General features: G+C 59.5%; 24 protein-coding genes and 1 tRNA gene. 6 read left to right on the forward strand and 19 right to left on the reverse strand.

Features of this window, described 5'->3' with window-relative positions; all coding sequences use genetic code 11:
• Window positions 1–93: 93 nt before the first annotated feature.
• The 10 genes from AO064_RS30770 to AO064_RS22390 form a co-directional block, all read right to left on the reverse strand.
• A complete protein-coding gene (locus AO064_RS30770) occupies window positions 94–312 on the reverse strand; it encodes a hypothetical protein (protein ID WP_147469608.1) in 219 nt (72 codons plus the stop codon).
• Window positions 313–596: 284 nt separating this feature from the next.
• Entirely contained in the window at window positions 597–1,520 is a 924-nt protein-coding gene (locus tag AO064_RS22350) for a sigma 54-interacting transcriptional regulator (protein WP_064054698.1), read from the reverse strand.
• Between the two features lie 316 nt (window positions 1,521–1,836).
• Window positions 1,837–2,937, reverse strand: a complete 1,101-nt coding sequence (gene ychF / locus AO064_RS22355; protein ID WP_012722103.1) for a redox-regulated ATPase YchF — start codon at window positions 2,935–2,937, stop codon at window positions 1,837–1,839.
• A gap of 21 nt (window positions 2,938–2,958) precedes the next feature.
• A complete protein-coding gene (gene pth, locus AO064_RS22360; RefSeq protein WP_003188350.1) occupies window positions 2,959–3,543 on the reverse strand; it encodes an aminoacyl-tRNA hydrolase in 585 nt (194 codons plus the stop codon).
• Window positions 3,544–3,711: 168 nt separating this feature from the next.
• Window positions 3,712–4,314 carry a 50S ribosomal protein L25/general stress protein Ctc gene (locus AO064_RS22365; RefSeq protein WP_064054699.1) on the reverse strand — a complete coding sequence of 201 codons (603 nt, stop codon included), beginning with the start codon at window positions 4,312–4,314 and terminating at the stop codon, window positions 3,712–3,714.
• A gap of 137 nt (window positions 4,315–4,451) precedes the next feature.
• The gene (locus tag AO064_RS22370) at window positions 4,452–5,393 is read right to left on the reverse strand and encodes a ribose-phosphate pyrophosphokinase (protein WP_003208392.1); all 942 of its coding nucleotides are present in this window, start codon (window positions 5,391–5,393) and stop codon (window positions 4,452–4,454) included.
• A 46-nt stretch (window positions 5,394–5,439) separates the two neighbouring features.
• Window positions 5,440–5,514 (reverse strand) — tRNA-Gln (locus AO064_RS22375).
• A gap of 36 nt (window positions 5,515–5,550) precedes the next feature.
• Window positions 5,551–6,402 carry a 4-(cytidine 5'-diphospho)-2-C-methyl-D-erythritol kinase gene (gene ispE, locus AO064_RS22380; RefSeq protein WP_064054700.1) on the reverse strand — a complete coding sequence of 284 codons (852 nt, stop codon included), beginning with the start codon at window positions 6,400–6,402 and terminating at the stop codon, window positions 5,551–5,553.
• A 1-nt stretch (window position 6,403) separates the two neighbouring features.
• The gene (gene lolB / locus AO064_RS22385; protein ID WP_046034119.1) at window positions 6,404–7,021 is read right to left on the reverse strand and encodes a lipoprotein insertase outer membrane protein LolB; all 618 of its coding nucleotides are present in this window, start codon (window positions 7,019–7,021) and stop codon (window positions 6,404–6,406) included.
• 4 nt (window positions 7,022–7,025) lie between these two features.
• Window positions 7,026–8,750 carry a tetratricopeptide repeat protein gene (locus tag AO064_RS22390; protein WP_064054701.1) on the reverse strand — a complete coding sequence of 575 codons (1,725 nt, stop codon included), beginning with the start codon at window positions 8,748–8,750 and terminating at the stop codon, window positions 7,026–7,028.
• Window positions 8,751–8,932: 182 nt separating this feature from the next.
• Between AO064_RS22390 and hemA the strand changes: the two genes are divergently transcribed.
• The 6 genes from hemA to AO064_RS22420 all read left to right on the forward strand — a co-directional run bounded on the left by hemA (window position 8,933) and on the right by AO064_RS22420 (window position 14,299).
• Entirely contained in the window at window positions 8,933–10,222 is a 1,290-nt protein-coding gene (gene hemA / locus AO064_RS22395) for a glutamyl-tRNA reductase (protein ID WP_046034117.1), read from the forward strand.
• Window positions 10,219–11,301 (forward strand): peptide chain release factor 1, encoded by a 1,083-nt coding sequence (prfA, locus tag AO064_RS22400; protein WP_012722110.1) that lies wholly within the window; start codon window positions 10,219–10,221, stop codon window positions 11,299–11,301. The genes hemA and prfA overlap by 4 nt, the downstream gene beginning before the upstream one ends.
• Window positions 11,302–12,132, forward strand: coding sequence for a peptide chain release factor N(5)-glutamine methyltransferase (gene prmC / locus AO064_RS22405; RefSeq protein ID WP_046034116.1), 831 nt, complete (start codon window positions 11,302–11,304; stop codon window positions 12,130–12,132).
• The gene (locus AO064_RS22410) at window positions 12,126–12,881 is read left to right on the forward strand and encodes a molybdopterin-synthase adenylyltransferase MoeB (RefSeq protein WP_064054702.1); all 756 of its coding nucleotides are present in this window, start codon (window positions 12,126–12,128) and stop codon (window positions 12,879–12,881) included. Before prmC ends, AO064_RS22410 begins: the two co-directional genes overlap by 7 nt.
• Window positions 12,874–13,668 carry a glutamate racemase gene (gene murI / locus AO064_RS22415; RefSeq protein WP_064054703.1) on the forward strand — a complete coding sequence of 265 codons (795 nt, stop codon included), beginning with the start codon at window positions 12,874–12,876 and terminating at the stop codon, window positions 13,666–13,668. Before AO064_RS22410 ends, murI begins: the two co-directional genes overlap by 8 nt.
• A gap of 112 nt (window positions 13,669–13,780) precedes the next feature.
• Entirely contained in the window at window positions 13,781–14,299 is a 519-nt protein-coding gene (locus tag AO064_RS22420) for an acyloxyacyl hydrolase (RefSeq protein WP_043204758.1), read from the forward strand.
• A gap of 75 nt (window positions 14,300–14,374) precedes the next feature.
• On the opposite strand, the gene AO064_RS22425 is transcribed toward AO064_RS22420, so the two are convergent.
• The 9 genes from AO064_RS22425 to AO064_RS22465 are packed head-to-tail and all read right to left on the reverse strand — an operon-like array spanning window position 14,375 to window position 22,084.
• Window positions 14,375–14,680 carry a YkgJ family cysteine cluster protein gene (locus tag AO064_RS22425; RefSeq protein WP_043204759.1) on the reverse strand — a complete coding sequence of 102 codons (306 nt, stop codon included), beginning with the start codon at window positions 14,678–14,680 and terminating at the stop codon, window positions 14,375–14,377.
• Window positions 14,681–14,734: 54 nt separating this feature from the next.
• Complete coding sequence (locus AO064_RS22430) at window positions 14,735–15,214, reverse strand: DUF2878 domain-containing protein (protein WP_064054704.1); 480 nt, start codon at window positions 15,212–15,214, stop codon at window positions 14,735–14,737.
• The gene (locus tag AO064_RS22435; protein WP_064054705.1) at window positions 15,207–16,478 is read right to left on the reverse strand and encodes an SAM-dependent methyltransferase; all 1,272 of its coding nucleotides are present in this window, start codon (window positions 16,476–16,478) and stop codon (window positions 15,207–15,209) included. The genes AO064_RS22430 and AO064_RS22435 overlap by 8 nt, the downstream gene beginning before the upstream one ends.
• Window positions 16,465–17,274, reverse strand: a complete 810-nt coding sequence (locus tag AO064_RS22440; protein ID WP_064054706.1) for a DUF1365 domain-containing protein — start codon at window positions 17,272–17,274, stop codon at window positions 16,465–16,467. The genes AO064_RS22435 and AO064_RS22440 overlap by 14 nt, the downstream gene beginning before the upstream one ends.
• Window positions 17,271–18,518, reverse strand: a complete 1,248-nt coding sequence (locus AO064_RS22445) for an NAD(P)/FAD-dependent oxidoreductase (protein ID WP_064054707.1) — start codon at window positions 18,516–18,518, stop codon at window positions 17,271–17,273. Before AO064_RS22445 ends, AO064_RS22440 begins: the two co-directional genes overlap by 4 nt.
• Window positions 18,515–19,297, reverse strand: a complete 783-nt coding sequence (locus AO064_RS22450) for an SDR family NAD(P)-dependent oxidoreductase (protein WP_012722120.1) — start codon at window positions 19,295–19,297, stop codon at window positions 18,515–18,517. The genes AO064_RS22445 and AO064_RS22450 overlap by 4 nt, the downstream gene beginning before the upstream one ends.
• Window positions 19,294–19,716: a nuclear transport factor 2 family protein gene (locus tag AO064_RS22455; RefSeq protein WP_064054708.1), complete on the reverse strand. Its 423-nt coding sequence runs from the start codon at window positions 19,714–19,716 to the stop codon at window positions 19,294–19,296. The genes AO064_RS22450 and AO064_RS22455 overlap by 4 nt, the downstream gene beginning before the upstream one ends.
• Entirely contained in the window at window positions 19,709–21,154 is a 1,446-nt protein-coding gene (gene phrB / locus AO064_RS22460) for a deoxyribodipyrimidine photo-lyase (protein WP_064054709.1), read from the reverse strand. Before phrB ends, AO064_RS22455 begins: the two co-directional genes overlap by 8 nt.
• The gene (locus AO064_RS22465; protein WP_064054710.1) at window positions 21,155–22,084 is read right to left on the reverse strand and encodes a MerR family transcriptional regulator; all 930 of its coding nucleotides are present in this window, start codon (window positions 22,082–22,084) and stop codon (window positions 21,155–21,157) included.
• Between the last annotated feature and the right edge of the window lie 2 nt (window positions 22,085–22,086).

The following is a 22,086-nucleotide window of genomic DNA, read 5'->3' on the forward strand; positions in this document are numbered from 1 at the left end:
CAGAAAACTTTGATTAGGCAAGAGGAGTAAAAACTACCGTTTGAGTTGAGATGGTTACCTCTCTGGCGAATGGGCCGGAGAGGTAAATGGCTGTTATTGGAATGCTTTGGCAGCCTGGTTGATACCGGAGATCAGTTTGGCGTCGAGTTGTCTCTTAGTAGTGTAGTCGTTGATGGCTTCACCTTTATCAAAGTTATCCTCTGCACCGGCGACGCCGCCGTTACCTCCAGAAGAGCCAGCCGATGGGGTATTAGCCCCGCCCATACCATAATATGGGGTTCCTGCAGAATAACCGCCACTTGGGATAGTCATGAGAATGCTCCAGCTAAGAATTTATCAAGGGTAATTAATTAGCCGTTGGTCAATGTGGTGGGAAGTTTTTAGGTTCCCTTACAAATTAACCTTGGCAATAGATGTGTGGCACGAAAGGTTGAGGCGTTCCATGTAACTATTAGATTACATGTTTCTAGATGTTTTGACTGTGGGCATATTGGTCGGATGTGCTTTCTAATCCAGCGAGGTCATGAGTGCGCATTGTGTATTTGGGAGGGGCAATTGGTTGTAGGGAAAGTGCGTCTCTGTGAAGTCAATTTTATTTATCTCAATGATATCTCTAGCTGTTTCATACGGTAATACAGCGTGCGCTTAGGAACTCCCAGCTCTATCGCCACGGTATCGACACAATGCTGGTGCCGGCGCAGCGATTCTTCAATCAACGCTTTTTCAATTTGCTGGAGACGAGCTTTGAGATTTATCTGTGTATCAGCTTGGTCACTCATGGGGTTTGAAAGCGGCGGCAAACCCAATACGAAACGTTTGGCCGTCGAGCGCAGCTCGCGAACATTGCCCTGCCAAGAGTGCCACAGCAATTGTTGCAGCAGTCCTCCGGAAGGAGGGGGGGCAGTACATTTGAACAGCTCGGCTTCCTGACGGATCATTTCCAGGAACAACGGAATGATACGCTCGCGTCGGTTCCGTAGTGCCGGTATCTGGATGTTGACAACATTCAAGCGAAAATACAGATCGCGCCTGAAGGTGCCATGCTCAACCATCTGGTGCAGCGAATGCTGCGCGGACGCGATGACGCGCATGTCCACCGGAATGAACCGAGTCGAGCCCAGGCGTTCCACGCCGCGAGACTCCAGTACACGCAGCAGCTTGGCCTGGAGGCTCAAGGGCATGCTGTCGATCTCATCCAGGTACAATGTGCCCAAATGGGCCGCCTCGACAAAACCTGCGCGTGATTGCATCGCTCCGGTATAGGCGCCGCTATTGACGCCGAACAATTGGCTTTCCGCGAGGCTTTCCGGGATAGCCGCGCAGTTTACGGCGACGAAGTTACCCCGTCGTCCTGATAGATGATGAATTCGCTGTGCCAAGGTGTCCTTGCCGGTACCGGTTTCTCCGAGCAATAAAATGTCAATGTTCAGTGTGGCTGTGCAGCTCAACATACTTTCAATATCAGGGCCGTCAATCAGTGAAATCTCCGTTTCATTTTCCATAGGGTCGAGGGCCGACATCGAATGATCACTCCATAATCGCTGTTGCTTCACGGTTAAAAATACAGTGTGCAGGCTCACTTAGTAAATCGAAGTCTATAGGTATTGTCACCTGCTCTTAATGTGGTTAGTTGCCTAGGCTATGTAGGATAAGTTAGATTTGTAATTGGTTTTTATCTGTTTTCATTCAGTGGGTAAATGGATAAATAGGAGAAGTCTGAAAGTGTTTGGTCTTTAGGGGTAAGCCGTTGCTTTATAGGGTTTGTAAACAGACACGCACAAAAAAGCCGATGCACTGCATCGGCTTTTTGTTGATGTCGTAAACCGCTGGTAGCGTTTACACGTTAAAACGGAAGTGCATCACATCGCCATCTTTAACAATGTATTCCTTACCTTCCAAACGCCATTTACCCGCTTCCTTGGCACCGGCTTCACCCTTGAACTGGATAAAGTCGTTGTAGGCGATTACTTCGGCGCGGATAAAGCCCTTTTCGAAGTCGGTGTGGATCACACCGGCGGCCTGTGGCGCCGTAGCGCCGACCTTGACGGTCCAGGCGCGGACTTCTTCGACACCGGCGGTGAAGTAGGTTTGCAGGTGCAGCATCTCGTAACCGGCACGGATCACGCGGTTCAGGCCAGGCTCTGTCAGACCCAGGGCCTCAAGGAACATGTCCTTTTCTTCGCCGTCATCCAGCTCGGCAATTTCCGCCTCGATCTTGTTGCACACCGGCACCACGATCGCGCCTTCCTCGTCGGCGATGGCCTTGACCACGTCGAGCAATGGGTTGTTCTCGAAGCCGTCTTCAGCGACGTTGGCGATGTACATGACTGGTTTGGTGGTCAGCAGATGGAAGCCTTTGATCACCGCTTTTTCATCGGTATTCATGCTCTTCATCAGGCTGCGTGCTGGTTTGCCCAAGGTGAAGTGAGCGATCAACTGCTCCAGCAGGCCTTTCTGGACCACTGCGTCCTTGTCGCCGCCCTTGGCGTTACGCGCGACTTTTTGCAGTTGCTTTTCGCAGCTGTCGAGGTCGGCGAAGATCAGTTCGAGGTCGATGATCTCGATGTCGCGTTTCGGGTCGACGCTGTTGGAGACGTGAATCACGTTTTCGTCTTCAAAGCAGCGGACCACGTGGGCGATCGCATCGGTTTCACGGATGTTGGCCAGGAACTTGTTGCCCAGGCCTTCACCTTTCGACGCGCCGGCTACCAGGCCCGCGATGTCGACGAATTCCATGGTGGTCGGCAGGATACGCTTGGGATTGACGATCGCCGCCAGTTCCTGCAGGCGCGGGTCCGGCATGGCCACGATGCCGCTGTTGGGCTCGATGGTGCAGAAGGGGAAGTTCTCCGCTGCAATACCGGACTTGGTCAGGGCGTTGAACAGGGTGGATTTGCCGACGTTGGGCAGGCCGACGATGCCGCAATTGAATCCCATGGTGTTTCCCCTCGGTAAGAGTCAGGCCTTCTGGCTGTGCAGGTTTTTCATCGCGCGGTTCCATTCACCGGCGAAGATATCCGGCAGCACGCCGAGGGCAAAATCGATGCTGGCATCGAGTTTTTCCTGTTCGGCGCGTGGCGCACGACCCAGGACGAAATTTGAAACCATACTGGCAACGCCTGGGTGGCCAATGCCGAGCCGCAGACGGTAGAAATTATTCTGATTACCCAGCTGCGCGATGATGTCGCGCAGGCCATTGTGCCCGCCATGCCCGCCGCCCAGCTTGAGCTTGGCTACACCGGGTGGCAGGTCCAGTTCGTCATGGGCCACCAGGATCTCTTCGGGTTTGATCCGGAAGAAGCCCGCAAGCGCCGCGACAGCCTGGCCGCTGCGGTTCATGTAGGTGGTGGGAATCAGCAGACGAACGTCCTGACCTTGATGCGAGAAGCGTCCGGTCAGGCCAAAATACTTGCGATCGGCCACCAGGTTTATACCCTGGGCGTGGGCGATGCGCTCAACAAAAAGGGCCCCCGCGTTATGCCGGGTCTGTTCGTATTCGGCGCCTGGATTTCCCAGGCCAACGATCAGTTTAATGGCAGTCACGACAGGGGCCCTTCCTTTGGAGTTGTGGATAACATCGCCGCAACCTACGTGCGGCGAAAGTGGACGACATTACATCATTTACTCAAGAGTAAACGCCGCGTTATCGCCCGCTTTCTCGCTACGTTCCGGTCCGCGATGTTTCCTCAAGCTCCGACGTCACAGAGAGTATTACTCTGCAGCGGTTTCGCCTTCTTCATCTTCAGCTACAACACGTGGCGCGTGGACGTTGGCAACAGCCTTGTCGTCGTTGTGAGCCAGTGCAACGAACTCAACGCCTTTAGGGGCCTTGAGGTCGGACAAGTGAATGATGGTGCCGATTTCAGCGGCCGACAGGTCGACTTCGATGAACTCAGGCAGATCTTTCGGCAGGCAGGTTACTTCCAGCTCGGTAACAGTGTGGGAAACAATGCCGCCTTTCTTGACCGGAGCGTCTTCACCAACAAAGTGCACAGGCACGATAGCGGTCAGTTTCTGGCCAGCAACAACGCGAACGAAGTCAGCGTGCATGATGAACTGCTTGGACGGGTGACGCTGCATCGCTTTAACGATGACGTTCTGCTTGGTGCCGTCGACGTTCAGTTCGATAACGTGGCTGTAGGCAGCTTCGTTTTCGAACAGCTTGGCGATTTCCTTGGACAGGATGGTCACGGATTCAGCAGGCTTGTTACCACCGTATACAACGGCTGGGATATTGGCGGCGTGACGCAGGCGGCGGCTCGCACCTTTCCCCAGGTCAGTACGCGCTTGGGCGTTCAGAGTAAAGTCATTCATGTTGTATCTCCAAAATAGCCATCATCGAGCGGCGTTTGCGACCAGCGCCAGACTCGACATGGGCAAAAAAGCCCCGCCCCAACAACATGTCGGGGCGGGGCGCTTTTCGTCAGTGAGATGGACCGCAGGTTTGACCCTTAACGGAACATCGCGCTGATCGATTCTTCATTGCTGATGCGGCGAACCGCCTCGGCAACAACCGGTGCGATATCCAATTGACGGATACGCGAACAGGCTTGAGCAGCAGCGGACAACGGGATGGTGTTGGTCACCACCAGTTCGTCCAGCATGGAATTTTCGATGTTCTCGATCGCTCGGCCAGACAACACAGGGTGTGTGCAGTAGGCGAAGACTTTAGCGGCACCGTGCTCTTTCAAGGCTTTCGCCGCGTGGCACAAGGTGCCGGCGGTGTCGACCATGTCATCAACCAGAATACAGGTACGCCCTTCGACATCACCGATGATATGCATCACTTCAGAGTGATTGGCTTTCTCGCGGCGTTTGTCGATGATCCCGAGGTCCACGCCCAAGGATTTGGCAACGGCCCGTGCACGCACGACGCCACCAATGTCCGGGGACACGATCATCAGGTTTTCAAAGCGCTGGTCTTCGATGTCATCCACCAATACGGGGGAGCCGTAGATGTTATCTACCGGAATATCGAAGAACCCCTGGATTTGGTCAGCGTGCAGGTCAACCGTGAGAACACGGTCGATGCCTACCACGGTCAGCATGTCAGCAACGACTTTCGCGCTGATAGCCACACGTGCGGAGCGCGGACGGCGATCCTGACGGGCATAACCAAAGTAAGGGATTACAGCTGTGATTCGAGTCGCTGAGGAGCGGCGGAAGGCATCAGCCATCACGACGAGTTCCATCAGGTTATCGTTGGTCGGAGCGCAAGTCGGCTGAATAATGAAAACGTCTTTACCGCGAACGTTTTCATTGATCTCGGCTGTAATTTCGCCGTCGGAAAATTTACCGACAGAGATGTCACCGAGAGGGATATGCAGCTGACGTACGACACGTCGAGCCAGATCGGGGTTGGCGTTCCCCGTAAAGACCATCATCTTGGACACGCGCAGTACCTAGAGGCTGAGGGTAACCTGGATGAGTATAGGAAAATGGCAGGGGCGGCTGGATTCGAACCAACGCATGGCAGGATCAAAACCTGCTGCCTTACCGCTTGGCGACGCCCCTGTATCTGTTGCAACGAGTGCCTAACACTCGGTTCCTTTAGAGCAGACTTTGCAGCTTGCGATGCAACATCGAAACGTTGCTTCCCTTTGCTACAAACCCTGTAAGGGTCTCTGTAAGAAGGGCCGAGACTTTATCAGCTTCAGCTTTGCTTGGGAAGCCCCCAAACACACAACTTCCAGTTCCGGTTAATTTTGCTTCGGTAAATTTACCTAACAAATTCAAAGCGTTACGTACCTCTGGATAACGCCTTGCTACAACCGGTAAGCAGTCATTTCGACTGTTTCCCTTGGGAACGGGGCGCACTTTAATGGGAGGAGAGTTACGTGTCAACAGCGGATCTGAAAAAATTTCTGCTGTACTTACAGATACTTGCGGAACAAGCACGACATACCACGGCTCTTCGGGGTATTCCGGGGTGAGTTTTTCGCCCACGCCTTCGGCGAAAGCGGCGTGCCCACGCACGAAAACCGGGACGTCGGCGCCCAGCGTCAGGCCCAGCGCAGCCAAGCGATCATCGTCCCAGCCCAGGCGCCACAAGTGGTTCAGGCCCAGCAAAGTCGTCGCGGCATTCGAGCTGCCGCCACCGATACCGCCGCCCATGGGCAGGATTTTATCGATCCAGATATCGATGCCAAGCGGGCAACCGGATTGCGCCTGAAGTTTTTTCGCCGCCTTCACAATCAGGTTGCTGTCGTGAGGGACGCCTTCGAATTCGGTATGCAGTTGGATAACGCCATCGTCGCGCAAGGCGAAGGTCAGCTCATCGCCGTAGTCGAGAAATTGAAACAGCGTCTGCAGTTCGTGATAGCCGTCTTCACGGCGACCCAGAATGTGCAGCATCAGGTTGAGTTTGGCCGGGGAGGGCAGGGTCAATGTTTGTACGGACACGTTATTGCCCCAGTTTGCGCGGTTGCCAGTCCTTGATCACCAGCGTGACATCAAGGTCGGGGCCGTGCAGCTTGATGCGCTCGGGCAGCCAATAACCGCTTTGTTCCACATAGCTCAAATACTCGACCTGCCAGCCATCCTGCTCCAGCGTCGCCAAGCGGCTATCGCCGTTCAGGCTCAGGCGACTCTTGCTGTCCGGTGCGGGCAAGCCGCGTACCCACCAGACCAGATGAGACACCGGCAGCTTCCAGCCAATCTGTTGTTCAAGCAGTTCTTCCGGCGAGGTGGCTTCATAGCGACCCTGGTTGGCCACTTCAAGGCTGACGTGTCCCGGTCGACCGGTCAGGCGCGCCGCGCCACGGCCCAGGGGGCCCGACAGGCGAATATCGTAGTAGTCCTGGCGTTGCAGCCAGAACAAGGTACCGCTGCCGGAGTCCTTGGGGGCGCGGACGCCGACTTTGCCTTCAATCTGCCAGCCATCAATGCTGCTGAGCTGGTCCTTGTGTTGCTGCCATTGCGCCGGGTTGCCCTGGCCTTCGACGGATTCACGGGAACCGAAGCCTGCGCAACCGGCGAGCAGGGCAATGAAGCTGAAAACGATAACGTGGCGCAAGAACATAAGCTTAAAGGGTCTCGGATCCGGTCAGGCGCTTGATGGTGCCGCGCAGGATAGGGCTTTCGGGTTGTTCCTTGAGGAATTTTTCCCAGATTTGGCGTGCTTCGCGCTGCTTGCCATTGGCCCACAGCACTTCACCCAAGTGGGCGGCGACTTCCTGGTCGGGAAAGCGCTCCAGTGCCAGGCGCAGCAGGCGTTCAGCTTCGTCCAGGTTGCCCAGGCGGTAATTCACCCAGCCCAGGCTATCGAGTACGGCAGGGTCTTCCGGGTTGAGCTTGTGGGCTTGTTCGATCAGCACCTTGGCTTCGGCGTAGCGCGTCGTGCGGTCAGACAAGGTGTAGCCCAGGGCGTTGAGGGCCATGGCATTGTCCGGGTCGCGCTTGATGATCAGGCGCAGGTCTTTTTCCATCTGCGCCAGGTCATTGCGTTTTTCGGCCTGCATGGCGCGGGTGTACAGCAGGTTCAAATCGTCAGGGAACTGCAGCAAGGCTTGTTGCAGCAGTTTCCAGGCACGCTCGCCCTGTTTGTTGGCCGACAAGGTCTCGGCCTGGATCAGGTACAGCTGGATCGCGTAGTCAGGTTCGGCATCGCGCGCAGCGGCCAGGCGTTTTTCCGCCTCGTCGGTACGGCCGTTGCTCATCAGGATATCGGCCTGGCGCAATTGGGCCGGCAGGTAGTCGTTGCCGGGGCCGACTTGTGCGTATTCGAGCAGCGCAGCTTGTGGATCGTTGCGTTCTTCAGCGATGCGGCCAAGGTTCAAGTGGGCCGAGTCCACATGGCTTTCGCGCTGGATCAGCTCTTCCAGATACCCCTTGGCCTCGTCCCAGGCCTTGGCTTCCAGGCATACCAGTGCCAGGGAATAACGCAACTCGTCGTCGTCCGGGTATTGCTGGACCAGGTTGGCGAACTGCACTTTGGCGTCCTCCATGCGGTCCTGTTCCACCAGCATGCGGGCGTAAGTCAGGCGCAGGCGCTTGTCGTCCGGATACTTCTTGATATTTTTTTCCAGCAGAGGAATCGCTTCCTTGCCGCGATTGAGGTTCTGCAACAGGCGTGCGCGCAGCAGGATCGGGGCGATTTCGCCTTCTTCCGGCGGGTTCTGCTCTAGCAGCTTCAGGGCTGCGTCGGCTTCGTCGTCCTGTTGCAGCAGCAGTGCCTTGCCGAACACCAGTTGGCTGTTCTTCGGATGTTTTTGCAGCAGGCGGTCGAAACTCTTCATCAGGCCATTGCGCGTGTCCTGGTCGGTGTCGGCAGCCGACAGCGCGAGGAAGTCGAAATGGGTGTCGCCCTTGCCCTGCAGGACTTTCTCCATATAGACCATGGAGTCGTCATAGCGCCCGGCGCGCGCCAGCTGAATCGCTGCCGCCCGTTGTGCTTCCAGATCGTCCGGGGCGTTTTTCGCCCAGATCAGCGACGTGTCCAGCGCAGCCTGGTCGGCGCCCAGGTATTCGGCGATGCGGAAGGCCCGCTCGGAAATGCCCGGATCCTGGGTGTTGATGGCCTGGGTCACGTAGTTATCCAGCGCAATGTCGAAGCGATTGCGTTGGCCGGCCAGCTCCGCGGTCAGCAGGCTGTACACCGTTTCTTCACTGAACGAGGAATAAACCTTGGGCTTTTCAGGGGCGGGGGTGCTGTCTTCCACCGGCGGGGTACCGTCCGGCGACACGGGTGCCATGGCCTGGCAGCCGCTGAGGAAGACAAAAGCAAGGAGCAACGCGGAGGATCTATTCATATAGGAAGAGGACGACTAACCTGCGGTCGGATCATCATGACACAAGCCTTCGGCCAAACATAACCGAGTCTCAATGGGTGCCTTTATAGGCACAAGGCATTAGGACAATAGACGACGGTGGTTGTTCTGAATCTTTCGAAGTAGGACAATTGTCGGCTTCCCGACATCATCAGCGATATTGAATGGCCTTCCTCGCACTCGGTATTAACCACAAGACTGCCTCCGTAGACGTGCGCGAGCGCGTGGCGTTTACGCCAGAGCAGTTGGTTGAGGCCCTGCAGCAGCTCTGCCGGCTCACCGACAGTCGCGAAGCAGCGATCCTTTCGACCTGCAATCGCAGTGAGCTTTATATAGAACAGGAACATCTTTCAGCGGATGTGGTGCTGCGCTGGCTGGCCGATTATCACCATTTGGACCTCGATGACCTGCGCGCGAGCGCTTATGTGCACGAAGACGATGCGGCAGTTCGTCACATGATGCGCGTGGCGTCCGGTCTCGATTCGCTGGTGTTGGGCGAGCCGCAGATCCTTGGCCAGATGAAGTCCGCCTACGCCGTGGCGCGTGAGGCCGGCACTGTCGGCCCGCTGCTGGGTCGCCTGTTCCAGGCCACGTTCAACTCCGCCAAGCAGGTGCGTACCGACACCGCCATCGGCGAAAACCCGGTGTCCGTAGCGTTCGCTGCGGTCAGCCTGGCCAAACAGATTTTCAGTGACTTGCAACGTAGCCAGGCCCTGCTCATCGGCGCCGGCGAGACCATCACGCTGGTCGCCCGCCACCTGCATGACCTGGGGGTGAAGCGCATCGTGGTGGCCAACCGTACCCTGGAGCGTGCCAGCATCCTCGCCGAGCAGTTCGGCGCACATGCCGTGCTGCTGGCAGATATCCCGGCCGAATTGGTGCGCAGCGATATTGTGATCAGCTCCACCGCCAGCCAGTTGCCGATTCTTGGCAAAGGCGCGGTCGAAAGCGCGTTGAAGCTGCGCAAGCACAAACCCATCTTTATGGTGGATATTGCCGTTCCCCGCGATATCGAGCCCGAAGTCGGCGAGTTGGACGACGTTTACCTCTATAGCGTCGACGATTTGCACGAAGTGGTCGCCGAAAACCTCAAGAGCCGCCAGGGTGCAGCCCAGGCCGCTGAAGAAATGGTCAGCGCCGGCGCAGACGACTTCATGGTGCGCCTGCGTGAGTTGGCCGCAGTGGACGTGCTCAAGGCGTATCGTCAGCAAGGCGAGCGCCTGCGCGACGAGGAGCTGCTCAAGGCCCAGCGCTTGCTCGCCAACGGCAGCAGCGCTGAAGACGTGCTGATGCAACTGGCCCGAGGCCTTACCAACAAGTTGCTCCACGCGCCCAGCGTACAATTAAAAAAGCTTACCGCCGAAGGCCGCCTCGATGCGCTGGCCATGGCCCAGGAACTCTTTGCCCTCGGTGAGGGCGCGTCAGATAGCTCTTCGGATAAAAAACTGCAATGAAAGCGTCACTGCTCAATAAACTGGACGTGCTCCAGGACCGTTTCGAAGAACTGACCGCGCTGCTCGGCGATGGTGAGGTCATCTCCGATCAGGCCAAGTTTCGTGCCTATTCGAAGGAATACGCCGAAGTTGAGCCGATTGTGGCGACCTACAAGCACCTGACCAAAGTGCAGGCCGACCTTGAAGGTGCCCAGGCACTGCTCAAGGACAGCGACCCGGACATGCGCGAAATGGCCGTGGAAGAAGTCCGCGAAGCCAAGGAAAAGCTGGCCGAGCTGGAAGGCGACCTGCAGCGCATGCTGCTGCCCAAGGACCCGAATGACGGGCGCAACGTGTTCCTCGAAATCCGTGCCGGAACCGGCGGCGACGAGGCAGCGATTTTCTCCGGCGACCTGTTCCGCATGTATTCGCGGTATGCCGAGCGTCGCGGCTGGCGTGTCGAGATCCTGTCCGAGAATGAAGGCGAGCACGGCGGCTATAAAGAGGTTATCGCGCGGGTCGAAGGCGACAACGTCTACGGCAAGCTCAAGTTCGAGTCCGGCGCGCACCGCGTGCAACGGGTTCCGGCGACCGAGTCCCAAGGCCGAATCCACACCTCGGCGTGCACCGTCGCGGTGTTGCCCGAGCCGGACGAACAGGAAGCGATCGAGATCAACCCGGCCGACTTGCGTGTCGACACTTACCGCTCGTCGGGCGCTGGCGGTCAGCACGTTAACAAGACTGACTCGGCGATCCGTATCACCCACTTGCCGTCGGGCATTGTGGTGGAGTGTCAGGAAGAACGTTCCCAGCACAAGAACCGTGCGCGGGCCATGTCCTGGCTGTCGGCCAAGCTCAACGACCAACAGACCAGCGCCGCCGCCAATGCAATTGCCAGCGAGCGCAAGTTGCTGGTGGGCTCGGGCGACCGCTCCGAGCGCATCCGTACCTATAACTTTGCCCAGGGCCGGGTCACCGACCACCGGGTCAACCTCACGCTTTATTCCCTGGACGAGATCCTCGCCGGTGGCGTGGACGCGGTGATCGAACCGTTGCTTGCTGAATATCAAGCGGATCAGTTGGCGGCGATAGGTGAATAAATGACCATTATTGCCAGCCTGCTGCGCGCCGCCGACCTGCCCGACTCGCCTACCGCGCGACTGGATGCCGAGTTGTTGTTGGCGGCGGCGTTGGGTAAATCCCGCAGCTACCTGCACACCTGGCCCGAGAAAATCGTCAGCAGCGAAGACGCGCTGACGTTCGCCGGCTACCTGCAGCGCCGTCGCGGCGGCGAGCCGGTCGCCTATATCCTCGGCCAGCAGGGCTTCTGGAAGCTGGACCTGGAGGTCGCGCCGCATACGCTGATCCCGCGTCCGGACACCGAACTGCTGGTGGAAGCGGCCTTGGAATTGTTGCCGGCCACGCCCGCCAAGGTCCTCGACCTGGGCACCGGCAGCGGCGCCATCGCCTTGGCCCTAGCCAGTGAACGGCCAGCCTGGCAGGTCACCGCCGTCGACCGTGTGCTGGAGGCCGTGGCCCTGGCCGAACGCAATCGCCAGCGCCTGCACCTTAATAACGCGACGGTGCTGAACAGCCATTGGTTCAGCGCGCTGCCCGGTCATACCTATGACCTGATCATCAGCAACCCGCCGTACATCGCCGCCAACGATCCGCACCTGGTGGCGGGCGACGTGCGTTTTGAGCCGGCCAGCGCACTGGTGGCCGGTCATGATGGTTTGGACGACTTGCGCCTGATCATCAAAGAAGCCCCCGCTCACCTGAATGCCGGCGGACGACTGCTGCTGGAGCATGGTTACGACCAAGCCCCGGCCGTGCGCGACCTGCTATTGAGTGAAGGCTTTGAAGAGGTACACAGCCGCATCGACCTCGGCGGTCACGAGCGCATTACCCTGGGGCGTCGCCCGTGCTGACCGACCAGGAGCTGTTGCGCTATAGCCGACAGATTCTGTTGCAGCATGTCGACATCGACGGCCAATTGCGCCTGAAAAACGCCCGTGCGTTGATCGTCGGCCTCGGTGGCCTGGGTGCACCGGTTGCGTTGTACTTGGCGGCGGCCGGTGTGGGCGAGTTGCATCTGGCGGACTTCGACACGGTCGACCTGACCAACCTGCAGCGCCAGATCATCCATGATACCGACAGCGTCGGGCAGGCCAAGGTCGACTCGGCCCTGCGTCGCCTGACCGCCATCAACCCGGAAATCACACTGGTCGCCCATCGCACCGCGCTGGATGCCGATTCCCTGGCCGCCGCGGTAGAAGCGGTGGACGTGGTGCTCGATTGCAGCGACAACTTTTCCACCCGTGAAGCGGTGAATGCCGCCTGCGTCGCCGCTGGCAAGCCGTTGATCAGCGGCGCGGCGATTCGCCTTGAAGGCCAGTTGTCGGTGTTCGACCCGCGCCGCGCCGAAAGCCCGTGCTACCACTGTTTATATGGGCACGGCAGCGATACCGAACTGACCTGCAGCGAAGCCGGCGTGGTGGGCCCACTGGTAGGGCTGGTCGGTAGCCTGCAAGCGTTGGAGGCCCTGAAACTGCTGGTCGGTTTCGGCGAACCCTTGGTCGGCCGCTTGTTGCTCATCGATGCCTTGACCACGCGGTTTCGCGAGTTGCGCGTCAAGCGTGACCCCGGTTGCAGTGTGTGCGGGACGCAACATGGTTAAGGACGCGCCAATCGGTGTGTTCGATTCCGGTGTCGGCGGGTTGACCGTGCTGGACGAAATCCAGCAGCTTTTGCCCCATGAATCGCTGCTGTACGTGGCCGATTGCGGGCACATCCCCTACGGCGAGAAAAGCCCGGCGTTTATTCTCGAGCGTTCGCGGCGGGTGGCGGCGTTTTTCCGGGAGCAAGGCGCCAAGGCCTTTGTGATTGCCTGTAATACCGCCACCGTCGCCGCTGTCGCCGACCTGCGGCTGGATTTTCCAGATTGGCCGCTAGTGGGCATGGAGCCTGCCGTCAAACCTGCCGCCGCGGCCACTCGCAGTGGTGTGGTCGGTGTGCTTGCCACCACCGGTACGCTGCAAAGCGCCAAGTTTGCCGCCTTGCTCGACCGTTTCGCTACCGACGTGAAGGTCGTCACCCAGCCGTGCCCTGGCCTGGTCGAGCTGATTGAAAGCGGTGACTTGAACAGCCCGGCCCTGCGCCCGTTGTTACAGCGGTACATCGAGCCGCTGCTCAGCGCCGGTTGCGACACCATCATCCTCGGCTGCACCCACTATCCCTTCCTCAAGCCGCTCCTCGCGCAGATGCTGCCCCCTAGCATCATCCTCATCGACACCGGCGCCGCCGTGGCCCGTCAGCTCAAGCGTCTGCTCGGCGAGCGCGACCTGCTGGCCGTTGGTAGCCCTGAACCTGCACAGTTCTGGACCAGCGGCGATGTGTATCACCTAAGAAATATCCTACCGACACTATGGAAATATCCGGGCGTTGTGCGAAGCTTTGGGGCGTGAAAATTTCGTGAAATTCCGGCGTTAATCACTGGAACTTCCGACTACACGCCAGCTTCTATAGCGAGATAGCCTGTAAAAAACCATATAACTTCGTTCGGAAAGGATGTTTCTTATGAAGCGCTTGTTCTGTTTGGCTGCGATTGCGGCCGTTGTAGTGGGGCACTCTGTTTCGGCACAGGCCGCTGGCCTGGAATTGGGGGTGGGGAGCACGAGCGATTCGACCATGACCTATCGGCTGGGGCTGACATCGGACTGGGATAAAAGCTGGTGGCAGAGCGATACCGGTCGATTGACCGGCTACTGGAGCGGCGCCTACACCTATTGGGACGGTGACAAGCGTGCCAGCGCCAGCAGCCTGTCGTTCTCGCCGGTATTTGTGTACGAATTTGCCGGCGAATCGGTGAAGCCTTATATCGAAGCCGGGATCGGGGTGGCGGTGTTCTCGCGCACTAAGCTGGAAGACAACAACATCGGCCAGGCTTTCCAGTTCGAAGACCGCCTGGGCTTCGGCCTGCGCTTTGCCGGCGGGCATGAAGTGGGCATCCGTGCCACGCATTACTCCAATGCGGGGATCAGCAGCAATAACGACGGGGTAGAGAGCTACTCGTTGCACTACACCTTGCCGTTGTAACCCTTCAGGACACTGAAAAAACCATGTGGGAGGGGGCAAGCCCCCTCCCACAGTTGATTGCCACAATCTTCAGCATCAGCGGTAGGCGGTAGCGATACCCTGTCGCTCTTCCAGGCACTCGGGCGCGCCCATCTCGAACTCCCGGCAAATCAGCGGACGTCGCTCGTAGATCGTGCACATCATCGTGTCCCGATCCAGCGCCGCGCACCAGCCGTCGTCCAGGCGCAGCATCACTTCGCCGCCCCAATCATCGGTGTCGATATAGCGCTCCGGTACGCCCGTATCGGTGATCAGCATGACTTCCAGCTGACAGCAGCAGGCCGCACACGTCGAGCAAGTGACGACGGGTTCGGTGATTTGGGTATGGGGGATGTTGGTCATAGGCGCGCAGTGTAAGGCAAGCGGGTGGCACACGTGTGAAGCGACTGACGGACGTCAGCGCGCCAACCGGTGCAGGCCCACGAATACCGCGGCCCACAGCAGCGCCAGCACGGCCATCGTGGGCGCGAGGCCGTAACCAAACTGCACCCCCGCCAACTGGCTGCCGGCATAGTAAGAGAGCGGGCCGCCCAAGGCGCCCAATACCGCCGCACGCCACCAGGGGCGGGCGCTCCAGGCCAGGCAATGGCGCAACGTGGTCGCCAGCAACGCCCACAGCAGGATCAACCAGAAAGGAATCAGCGGGCCCGGCTCGGTGAACTGAAACACCCCCAGCGTGCGCAATGCGGTATCCAGTAGCGTGCCCAAGACCGTAACGCTGAGGATCAGCCTGCCGTCCTCAGCCCACGAACTTATCCACAGCAGATGAACCGCCAGCACGGCCAGTCCTACCAGTAACCACCGGCTGTCACCGCCGAGCACGCAGGCAAACCAGCCGCACTGGAAGAGTGCGGCATTGGCCAGCGTCTTAAGCACTGAAACGCCCGAGCAGCGGCGGGTTGATCGCCGACGGCTTGGCCAGCAGCAATTGCGCCGTGCCGATCGTGCGCTCCATAAAGCCGCCTTCGCAGTAGCACAGGTAAAACTCCCACAGACGCAGGAAGTATTCGTCGTAGCCTAATTCTGTGAGGCGGCCGTGGGCGCGGCGAAAATTCTCATGCCACAGGCGCAAGGTGCGCGCGTAGTGCAGGCCGAAATCCTCCATGTGCAACAGGTTCATATCGGTATCGCGGCTGACGATGTGCAGCATGTTCTGCACGCAGGGCAGGGCGCCGCCGGGAAAGATATAGCGCTGGATAAAATCCACACTGCGCTTGGCCTGTTCAAAGCGCTGCTCACGAATGGTGATGGCTTGCAGCAACATCAGCCCGTCATTCTTGAGCAAGTGCGCGCATTGCTTGAAGTAGGTTGGCAGGAAGCGATGCCCCACTGCCTCGATCATCTCGATGGACACCAGTTTGTCGTACTGGCCGGTCAGGTCGCGGTAATCCTTCAGCAGCAGTGTGACCTGGCTTTGCAGCCCCAGGGCCGCGATGCGTTGCTCGGTGTAGGCGAACTGTTCCTTGGACAGGGTCGTGGTGGTGACCTTGCAACCGTAATGTTGCGCCGCGTACAGCGCCATGCTGCCCCAGCCGGTGCCGATTTCGAGTAAATGATCGGTGGGCTTGAGCGCGAGCTTTTGGCAGATGCGTTCCAGTTTGTTCAGTTGCGCCTGCTCCAGGGTGTCCTCAGCGGTTAGAAACTGCGCCGCCGAGTACATCATGGTGGGGTCGAGAAACTCTTCGAACAGGTCATTGCCCAGGTCGTAGTGGGCGGCGATGTTTTTCTGCGAGCCCTTGCGCGTGTTGCGGTTGAGCCAGTGCAAGCCCTGCGTGAACGGCCGAGCCAGGCGCGCGAGGCCACCTTCCATCGCGTCGAGCACGTCCAGGTTGCTGACCATCACGCGCACCACGGCGGTCAGGTCCGGAGTGGTCCAATAACCGTGGATAAATGCTTCACCGGCACCGATGGAACCGTTGGCCGCCACCAGGCCCCACACGGCTGAATCGAGCACTTGGATCTCTCCCAGCAAGTGCGCTTCCCGTGCGCCGAATACTTGCCGCTCGCCATCCTCGATCACCACCAACTGGCCATGGCGCAATTGGCTGAGTTGGCGCAGCACGCCTTTGCGCAATAGCGCAGTGGTCATGCCATTGACGTTCAGGCGGTTGCCCTTGACCGATAAGCTAGGGGATTTCATGGTGGCGATCCTTGGTATACCCGACTGCGGTGCGTGAGGCGCCATCGGCGGCCTGATGGGAAAAAATCGGTGTGCGTTTGAGTAACAGGCGCGTGGCTTGCCAATAGATGGCCAGGCAGGTCTTGGCGGTCATCCACGGAAAGCGCCACAAGTAGCGGTGCAGGCTGGCGCGGTTGAGCGTTTCTTTTTGCAGGCTCAAGGTCGCGTCGAAGACCTTTTGCGTGCCCTGCCAATCGGCCATGTGCACGCCGAGTTTGGCGGCGGGTGGGCTGAAGCTCATGCGGTATTCCAGGTCGCGCGGCAAGAACGGCGACACATGGAAGGCCTTGGCCACGGCGAAATGCTGATGCTCATCCGCACTCAAGGCCTGGGCCGGCAGCACATAGTGATAGCGCTCGCGCCACGGGGTGTTGGTCACTTCACACAGGATCGCGGCCAGACGTCCGTCGGCCTCGAAGCAGTAGAAGAAACTCACGGGGTTAAAAGCCAGGCCCCAACTGCGAGCCTGGGTCAGTAGGCAGATAACGCCCTGGGGTGTACGCCCCAGTGCCTTGCCGACTTCCTGGCGCACGGCATCGCTCAAGCTCATGCCGGTGCGCGTGAATTCACGCAGGTAGTCCTGCTGGCGAAAACCGAAGGGCGCCAAACGGCTGCGCCCCGCCAGAGGTGAAAGCCCAAGCACTTGCTGCTCTTCGCTCAGGTCCAGGTACAGCAGGCCGATGCGGTAGCGAAAGGCATGGGCCTTGGGCGTAAACCGGCGATGGGCTATCCAGCCACTGTACAGGGCGCTGTTCACAGGGTTTCCCCAAAGGCTTCGGCCACGCGCAAGGCGCTGACCACGCCGTCTTCGTGGAAACCGTTGGCCCAGTAGGCGCCACAGTAGAAGGTGTTACGCACGCCAGACACGTCCTCCCAACGACCTTGGGCCGCCACCGCTGCCAGGCTGTATTGCGGGTGGGCGTAGGTGTAGCGGGCCAGGACCTTCAGCGGGTTGATCATCGACGTCTGGTTCAGGCTCACGCAAAAGGTGGTGGCGCTGTCGATGCCTTGCAGGATGTTCATGTCGTAAGTCACCGCCGCCTGCGTGTGCGTGTTGCCGGTCAGGCGATAGTTCCAGCTGGCCCAGGCCAGCTTGCGGTCGGGCAGCAGGCGGGTATCGGTGTGCAGCACCACGTCGTTGTCGGCGTAGGGCATTGCGCCGAGGATCTCCCGTTCGGCCTGGCTGGGGTCCGCGAGCAAGGCCAATGCTTGGTCGCTGTGGCAGGCGAAGACCACACGGTCAAACGTTTCGCTGCCGGCAGGGCTGTGGATAATCACGCCGTCGTCCGTACGCTCAACTTGATGCACGGGGCAATTGAGGCGGATGTGTTCGCGAAAGCGGCGGGTCAGCGGTTCGATGTAGCGGCTTGAGCCACCTTCGATCACGCACCACTGTGGGCGATTACTCACCGAGAGCAAGCCGTGGTTCTTGAAGAAGCGCACAAAGAACTGCAAGGGGAACGCGAGCATGTCGGCCAATGACATTGACCAGATCGCCGCGCCCATCGGCACGATGTAATGGCGGATAAACCGCTCGCCGTAATGACCGGCGGTGAGGTAATCGCCCAGGGTCATCTCGGCGCTGATGCGTTGTTCCTGCAGGTCCAGCGGTGCCTGGCGGTTGAAACGCAGGATGTCGCGCAACATGCCCCAGAACCCCGGCGACAAGATATTGCGACGCTGGGCAAACAAGCTGTTGAGGTTATTGCCGTTGTACTCGAACCGGGTGTTCTCTTCGCACACCGAAAAGCTCATTTCGGTGGGTTTGAACGTCACCCCGATTTGCCCCAGCAGGCGCATGAAGTTGGGGTAGGTCCAGTCGTTGAACACGATGAAACCGGTGTCTACCGCATAGCTTTTACCCTCGACGGTCACGTTGACCGTGTGGGTATGCCCGCCGATGCGGTCGCCCGCTTCGAACACCGTGATGTCATGACGGCGACTGAGCAGGTAGGCACTGGTGAGGCCGGCGATGCCGCTACCGATGATGGCGATCTTCACAGGTCGTCCTTTTTCGGCGGTGGGCTGCGCAACATGCGTTTGCCGATGATCAGTTGTGCGCGGTTCGGCAGTTTCGACAGCGGCCAGAGGGTGGCGATAAACAGGGCCGGGAAGGCAATTTCCAGCGGACGTTTATCCAGCTTGGCGAAGATATGCCGCGCGGCTTTGTCCGCCGACCAACTGAGCGGCATCGGGAAATCATTGCGTTCGGTCAGCGGCGTGTCGACGAAGCCTGGGCTGATCACGGTCACGTCGATATTTTCCGGCGACAGGCTGATGCGCAAGGATTCGAACAGGTAACGCAAGCCGGCCTTCGAGGCGCCATAGGCTTCGGCGCGCGGCATTGGCAGGTAGGTCACGGCGCTGGCGACGCCCACCAGGTGCGGCGTTGATCCTGCGCGCAACAGCGGCAGGGCGGCTTCGATGCAATAGCTGCTGGCCAACAGGTTGGTGCGCACCACGTGCTCGATGATCGATGAGTCAAACTGCCGTGCGTCCACATATTCACAGGTGCCGGCATTCAGGATCACGGTGTCCAGCGCGCCCCAGGCCCTGCCGATCTGTTCACCGATCTCGCGCACGGTCTGGCTGTCGGTCAGGTCGCCCGCCACCACCAGTACTTGGCCGGGATAGCGTTGCGCGAGCGCCTCCAAAGGTCCTTTCGTGCGCGAGCTCAGCGCCACATGGGCGCCGCTGTTGAGCAGTTCCACGGCCAGCGAGGCACCGATGCCACTGCTGGCACCGGTCAGCCAATAACGACGGGGGGGTACTGCGCTCATCCCACTCTCCTTTTCAGCCAACCGACGACTCTGCCCAGCACGGGCAAGTGCTCGTACAGCAGGGCGCCAGCATCGAAATAATCACGGTGGCGGTACACCTTGTCTCGCCACATCAGGTGCGAGCAGCCTTCCACCCGGATGACCTTGCCGTTGGCCAGGCGCGGGTGGCAAAAGCTCATTTTCCAGCGCAGGTAACCTTCACCTTCGGCCACTTGGTCGAAACCGTGGAAGTCGAAACGCAACTGGCTGACATTCCCGTACAGCTCCGCGAAGTAGCGGTGCAGGGCAGGCAGGCCACGCACTTCGTGCAAGGGATCGGTAAAAACGATGTCTTGGCTGTACAGGCTGTCCAGCAGGTGCAGGTTGTGTTTATCCAGCGTGGCAAAGGCCTGGGCGAAGCGGCGTAGGAAGTCACTCATATTCGCCTCCTGCGGCCTGGCGCGAGGGCAGGCTGCGGAAGGCGGCCAAGGCGCGTTCGCGGGATTTTTTCAGGTCGACAATCGGGCGCGGGTAGTCCGCCACGCCGAACAAACCACCGGCGGCGTCGGGGTTGTGTACTTCCTTTTTGTTCAGCGCGGCCAATTCCGGCAGCCAGTGCTTGATGAACACGCCGTCACTGTCGAACTTTTCCGATTGGCTCAACGGGCTGAAAATCCGGAAGTACGGCGCCGAGTCGGTGCCGGTGGACGAACTCCACTGCCAACCACCGTTATTGGCCGCCAGGTCGCCGTCGATCAGGTGGCGCATAAAGAAGCGCTCGCCCTCGCGCCAGTCGATCAGCAGGTTCTTGGTCAGGAACATCGCCACCACCATGCGCAGGCGGTTGTGCATCCAGCCGGTTTCCAGCAGTTGGCGCATGGCGGCGTCGATAATCGGCAGGCCGGTGCGCGCTTCCTGCCAGGCCGCGAGGTCTTTGGGCGCATTGCGCCAGGCCACGGCTTCGGTTTCGGGGCGGAACGCGCGGTGGCGCGAGACCCGTGGGTAGCCCACCAGAATGTGCTTGTAGAACTCTCGCCAGAGCAATTCGTTGATCCAGGTAATGGCGCCCATGTCGCCGCTTTCGAACTCGCCGCCGTTGGTTTGCAGCGCGGCGTGCAGGCACTGGCGCGGCGAAACCACACCCGCCGCGAGGTACGCCGAGAGCTGGCTGGTGCCGGGCTTGGCGGGGAAGTCGCGCTCGTCCTTGTAGTAGCTGATTTGCTGGTCGGCAAAGGCATCGAGACGCCGACGTGCTTCGTCCTCTCCCGCCGGCCATAAGGCTCGCAGCGCTTGGCTGGGGGGCTCGAAACCTTCGACGGTTGTCGGTACCGGATCGCTTTTCAGCGTGAGCGCGGCCTGAGCCTTTGGCGCTGCGACGATGTGTGGCAGGGCGCTGTGCAAGCGGGTGTAGCAGACCTTGCGAAACTGGCTGAACACCTGGAAATAAGTACCGGTCTTGGTCAGCACGCTGCCGGGCTGGAAGAACAGTTGGTCCAGGTAGCTGTGGAAGCTGACACCTTGCGCTTCCAATGCCTTGGACACGGCCGCGTCGCGACGGCTTTCGTGGATGCCGTATTCCTCGTTGACGTGCACCGACTCAACCGACAGTTCCTGGCACAGCTGGCTCAGTACGCCGGGCGCCTGGTCCCAGGTGGCTGCGGTGCGGATCAGCAGGGGAATGTTCAGCTCGCCCAGGGTGGCGCTCAGTGCGTGCAGGTTGCGCAGCCAGAAATCCACTTTGCACGGCGCATCGTCGTGGGCCAGCCACTGCTCGGGCGTGATCAGGTAAACAGCCGCGATCGGGCCCCGCTGGCTCGCGGCGGCCAGGGCGGTGTTGTCGTGTAGGCGCAGGTCGGTGCGCAGCCAGATCAGATGCATTTAAACAAGTCCACGCTGGATCAGTAGCTGGTGGGCCGCCAATGGCTCTTCGGCGACGAGCAACTCAGGGATGTCATGGGTTAATACGGCCATCTCGGCCTGGTGGATGCATACCGTTGGTCCGACGATCAACTTTGGGCAACTGATGCCGCTCAGAAGTTTTGCGAATGCCGACAAATGGAGCGCCTTGCTTGAATACAGCAGCACGGCGCGCGGTTGCAGATGTTCCACCGCCAGGGCCAGTTCACCCGGGGGCAGCGGCCAGTCGAAGACTTCTACCGGGCAGTCGGCACTGCTTGCCAGCCAGGCGCTGAGCCACAGATGCGGCTCCAGCGGCAGGTCGGATTGATTCACCAGCAGCAATGGCGCGCCGTGCAACTGGCGGTTGTTGTGGTAGATACGCGCACCGAATTTGCTGCGCAGCCAGGACATGAAGAACACCCGCTCCATCTGCGCGCCGAATTGACCCTGCCAACGCTGTTCCAGCTCTTGCAGCAGTGGCATCAGCAGTTGCTCGCACAAGGTGCGTGGCGGGTACAGCGCCATGGCCTGGTTGAACGCATCATCGACGCGGCGTTCGGCCAATTCGCTGATGGCGTGCACCAGTGTCTGGCGCAGGGTGTGCCATTCGTTTTCCACCGTATCGGGGACGGTCAGGGCCGAGTCGATCAGGCCTTTGACCTGGCTGACCGGTACGCCGCGATTGAGCCAGGTGAGAATGGTGTGGATACGTTGGACATGCTCGGCGCTGAACAACCGATGGCCCTTGGGCGTGCGCTGCGGCACGATCAGGCCGTAGCGGCGTTCCCAGGCGCGCAGTGTCACCGCGTTGACGCCGGTCTGGCGCGCCACTTCGCGGATCGGCAGCCAGCCGTCTTGGAGGGCTTGGGCAATGTCTTCGCCGGGTTCGTCTAGCAGGGCAGCTTTCATGG

Origin of the sequence: Pseudomonas marginalis (assembly GCF_001645105.1) — a bacterium.
Classification (GTDB): domain Bacteria; phylum Pseudomonadota; class Gammaproteobacteria; order Pseudomonadales; family Pseudomonadaceae; genus Aquipseudomonas; species Aquipseudomonas petroselini.

Coding starts and splice junctions, on each gene's coding strand:
- AO064_RS22435 (WP_064054705.1), bottom strand. CDS start 16,478: ATGAAATCCCCTAGCTTATCGGTCAAGGGCAACCGCCTGAACGTCAAT.
- hemA (WP_046034117.1), top strand. CDS start 8,933: ATGGCCTTCCTCGCACTCGGTATTAACCACAAGACTGCCTCCGTAGAC.
- prfA (WP_012722110.1), top strand. CDS start 10,219: ATGAAAGCGTCACTGCTCAATAAACTGGACGTGCTCCAGGACCGTTTC.
- AO064_RS22455 (WP_064054708.1), bottom strand. CDS start 19,716: ATGAGTGACTTCCTACGCCGCTTCGCCCAGGCCTTTGCCACGCTGGAT.
- AO064_RS22465 (WP_064054710.1), bottom strand. CDS start 22,084: ATGAAAGCTGCCCTGCTAGACGAACCCGGCGAAGACATTGCCCAAGCC.
- AO064_RS22350 (WP_064054698.1), bottom strand. CDS start 1,520: ATGTCGGCCCTCGACCCTATGGAAAATGAAACGGAGATTTCACTGATT.
- prmC (WP_046034116.1), top strand. CDS start 11,302: ATGACCATTATTGCCAGCCTGCTGCGCGCCGCCGACCTGCCCGACTCG.
- murI (WP_064054703.1), top strand. CDS start 12,874: ATGGTTAAGGACGCGCCAATCGGTGTGTTCGATTCCGGTGTCGGCGGG.
- AO064_RS22450 (WP_012722120.1), bottom strand. CDS start 19,297: ATGAGCGCAGTACCCCCCCGTCGTTATTGGCTGACCGGTGCCAGCAGT.
- AO064_RS22420 (WP_043204758.1), top strand. CDS start 13,781: ATGAAGCGCTTGTTCTGTTTGGCTGCGATTGCGGCCGTTGTAGTGGGG.
- AO064_RS30770 (WP_147469608.1), bottom strand. CDS start 312: ATGACTATCCCAAGTGGCGGTTATTCTGCAGGAACCCCATATTATGGT.
- AO064_RS22365 (WP_064054699.1), bottom strand. CDS start 4,314: ATGAATGACTTTACTCTGAACGCCCAAGCGCGTACTGACCTGGGGAAA.
- AO064_RS22390 (WP_064054701.1), bottom strand. CDS start 8,750: ATGAATAGATCCTCCGCGTTGCTCCTTGCTTTTGTCTTCCTCAGCGGC.
- lolB (WP_046034119.1), bottom strand. CDS start 7,021: ATGTTCTTGCGCCACGTTATCGTTTTCAGCTTCATTGCCCTGCTCGCC.
- phrB (WP_064054709.1), bottom strand. CDS start 21,154: ATGCATCTGATCTGGCTGCGCACCGACCTGCGCCTACACGACAACACC.
- AO064_RS22425 (WP_043204759.1), bottom strand. CDS start 14,680: ATGACCAACATCCCCCATACCCAAATCACCGAACCCGTCGTCACTTGC.
- ychF (WP_012722103.1), bottom strand. CDS start 2,937: ATGGGATTCAATTGCGGCATCGTCGGCCTGCCCAACGTCGGCAAATCC.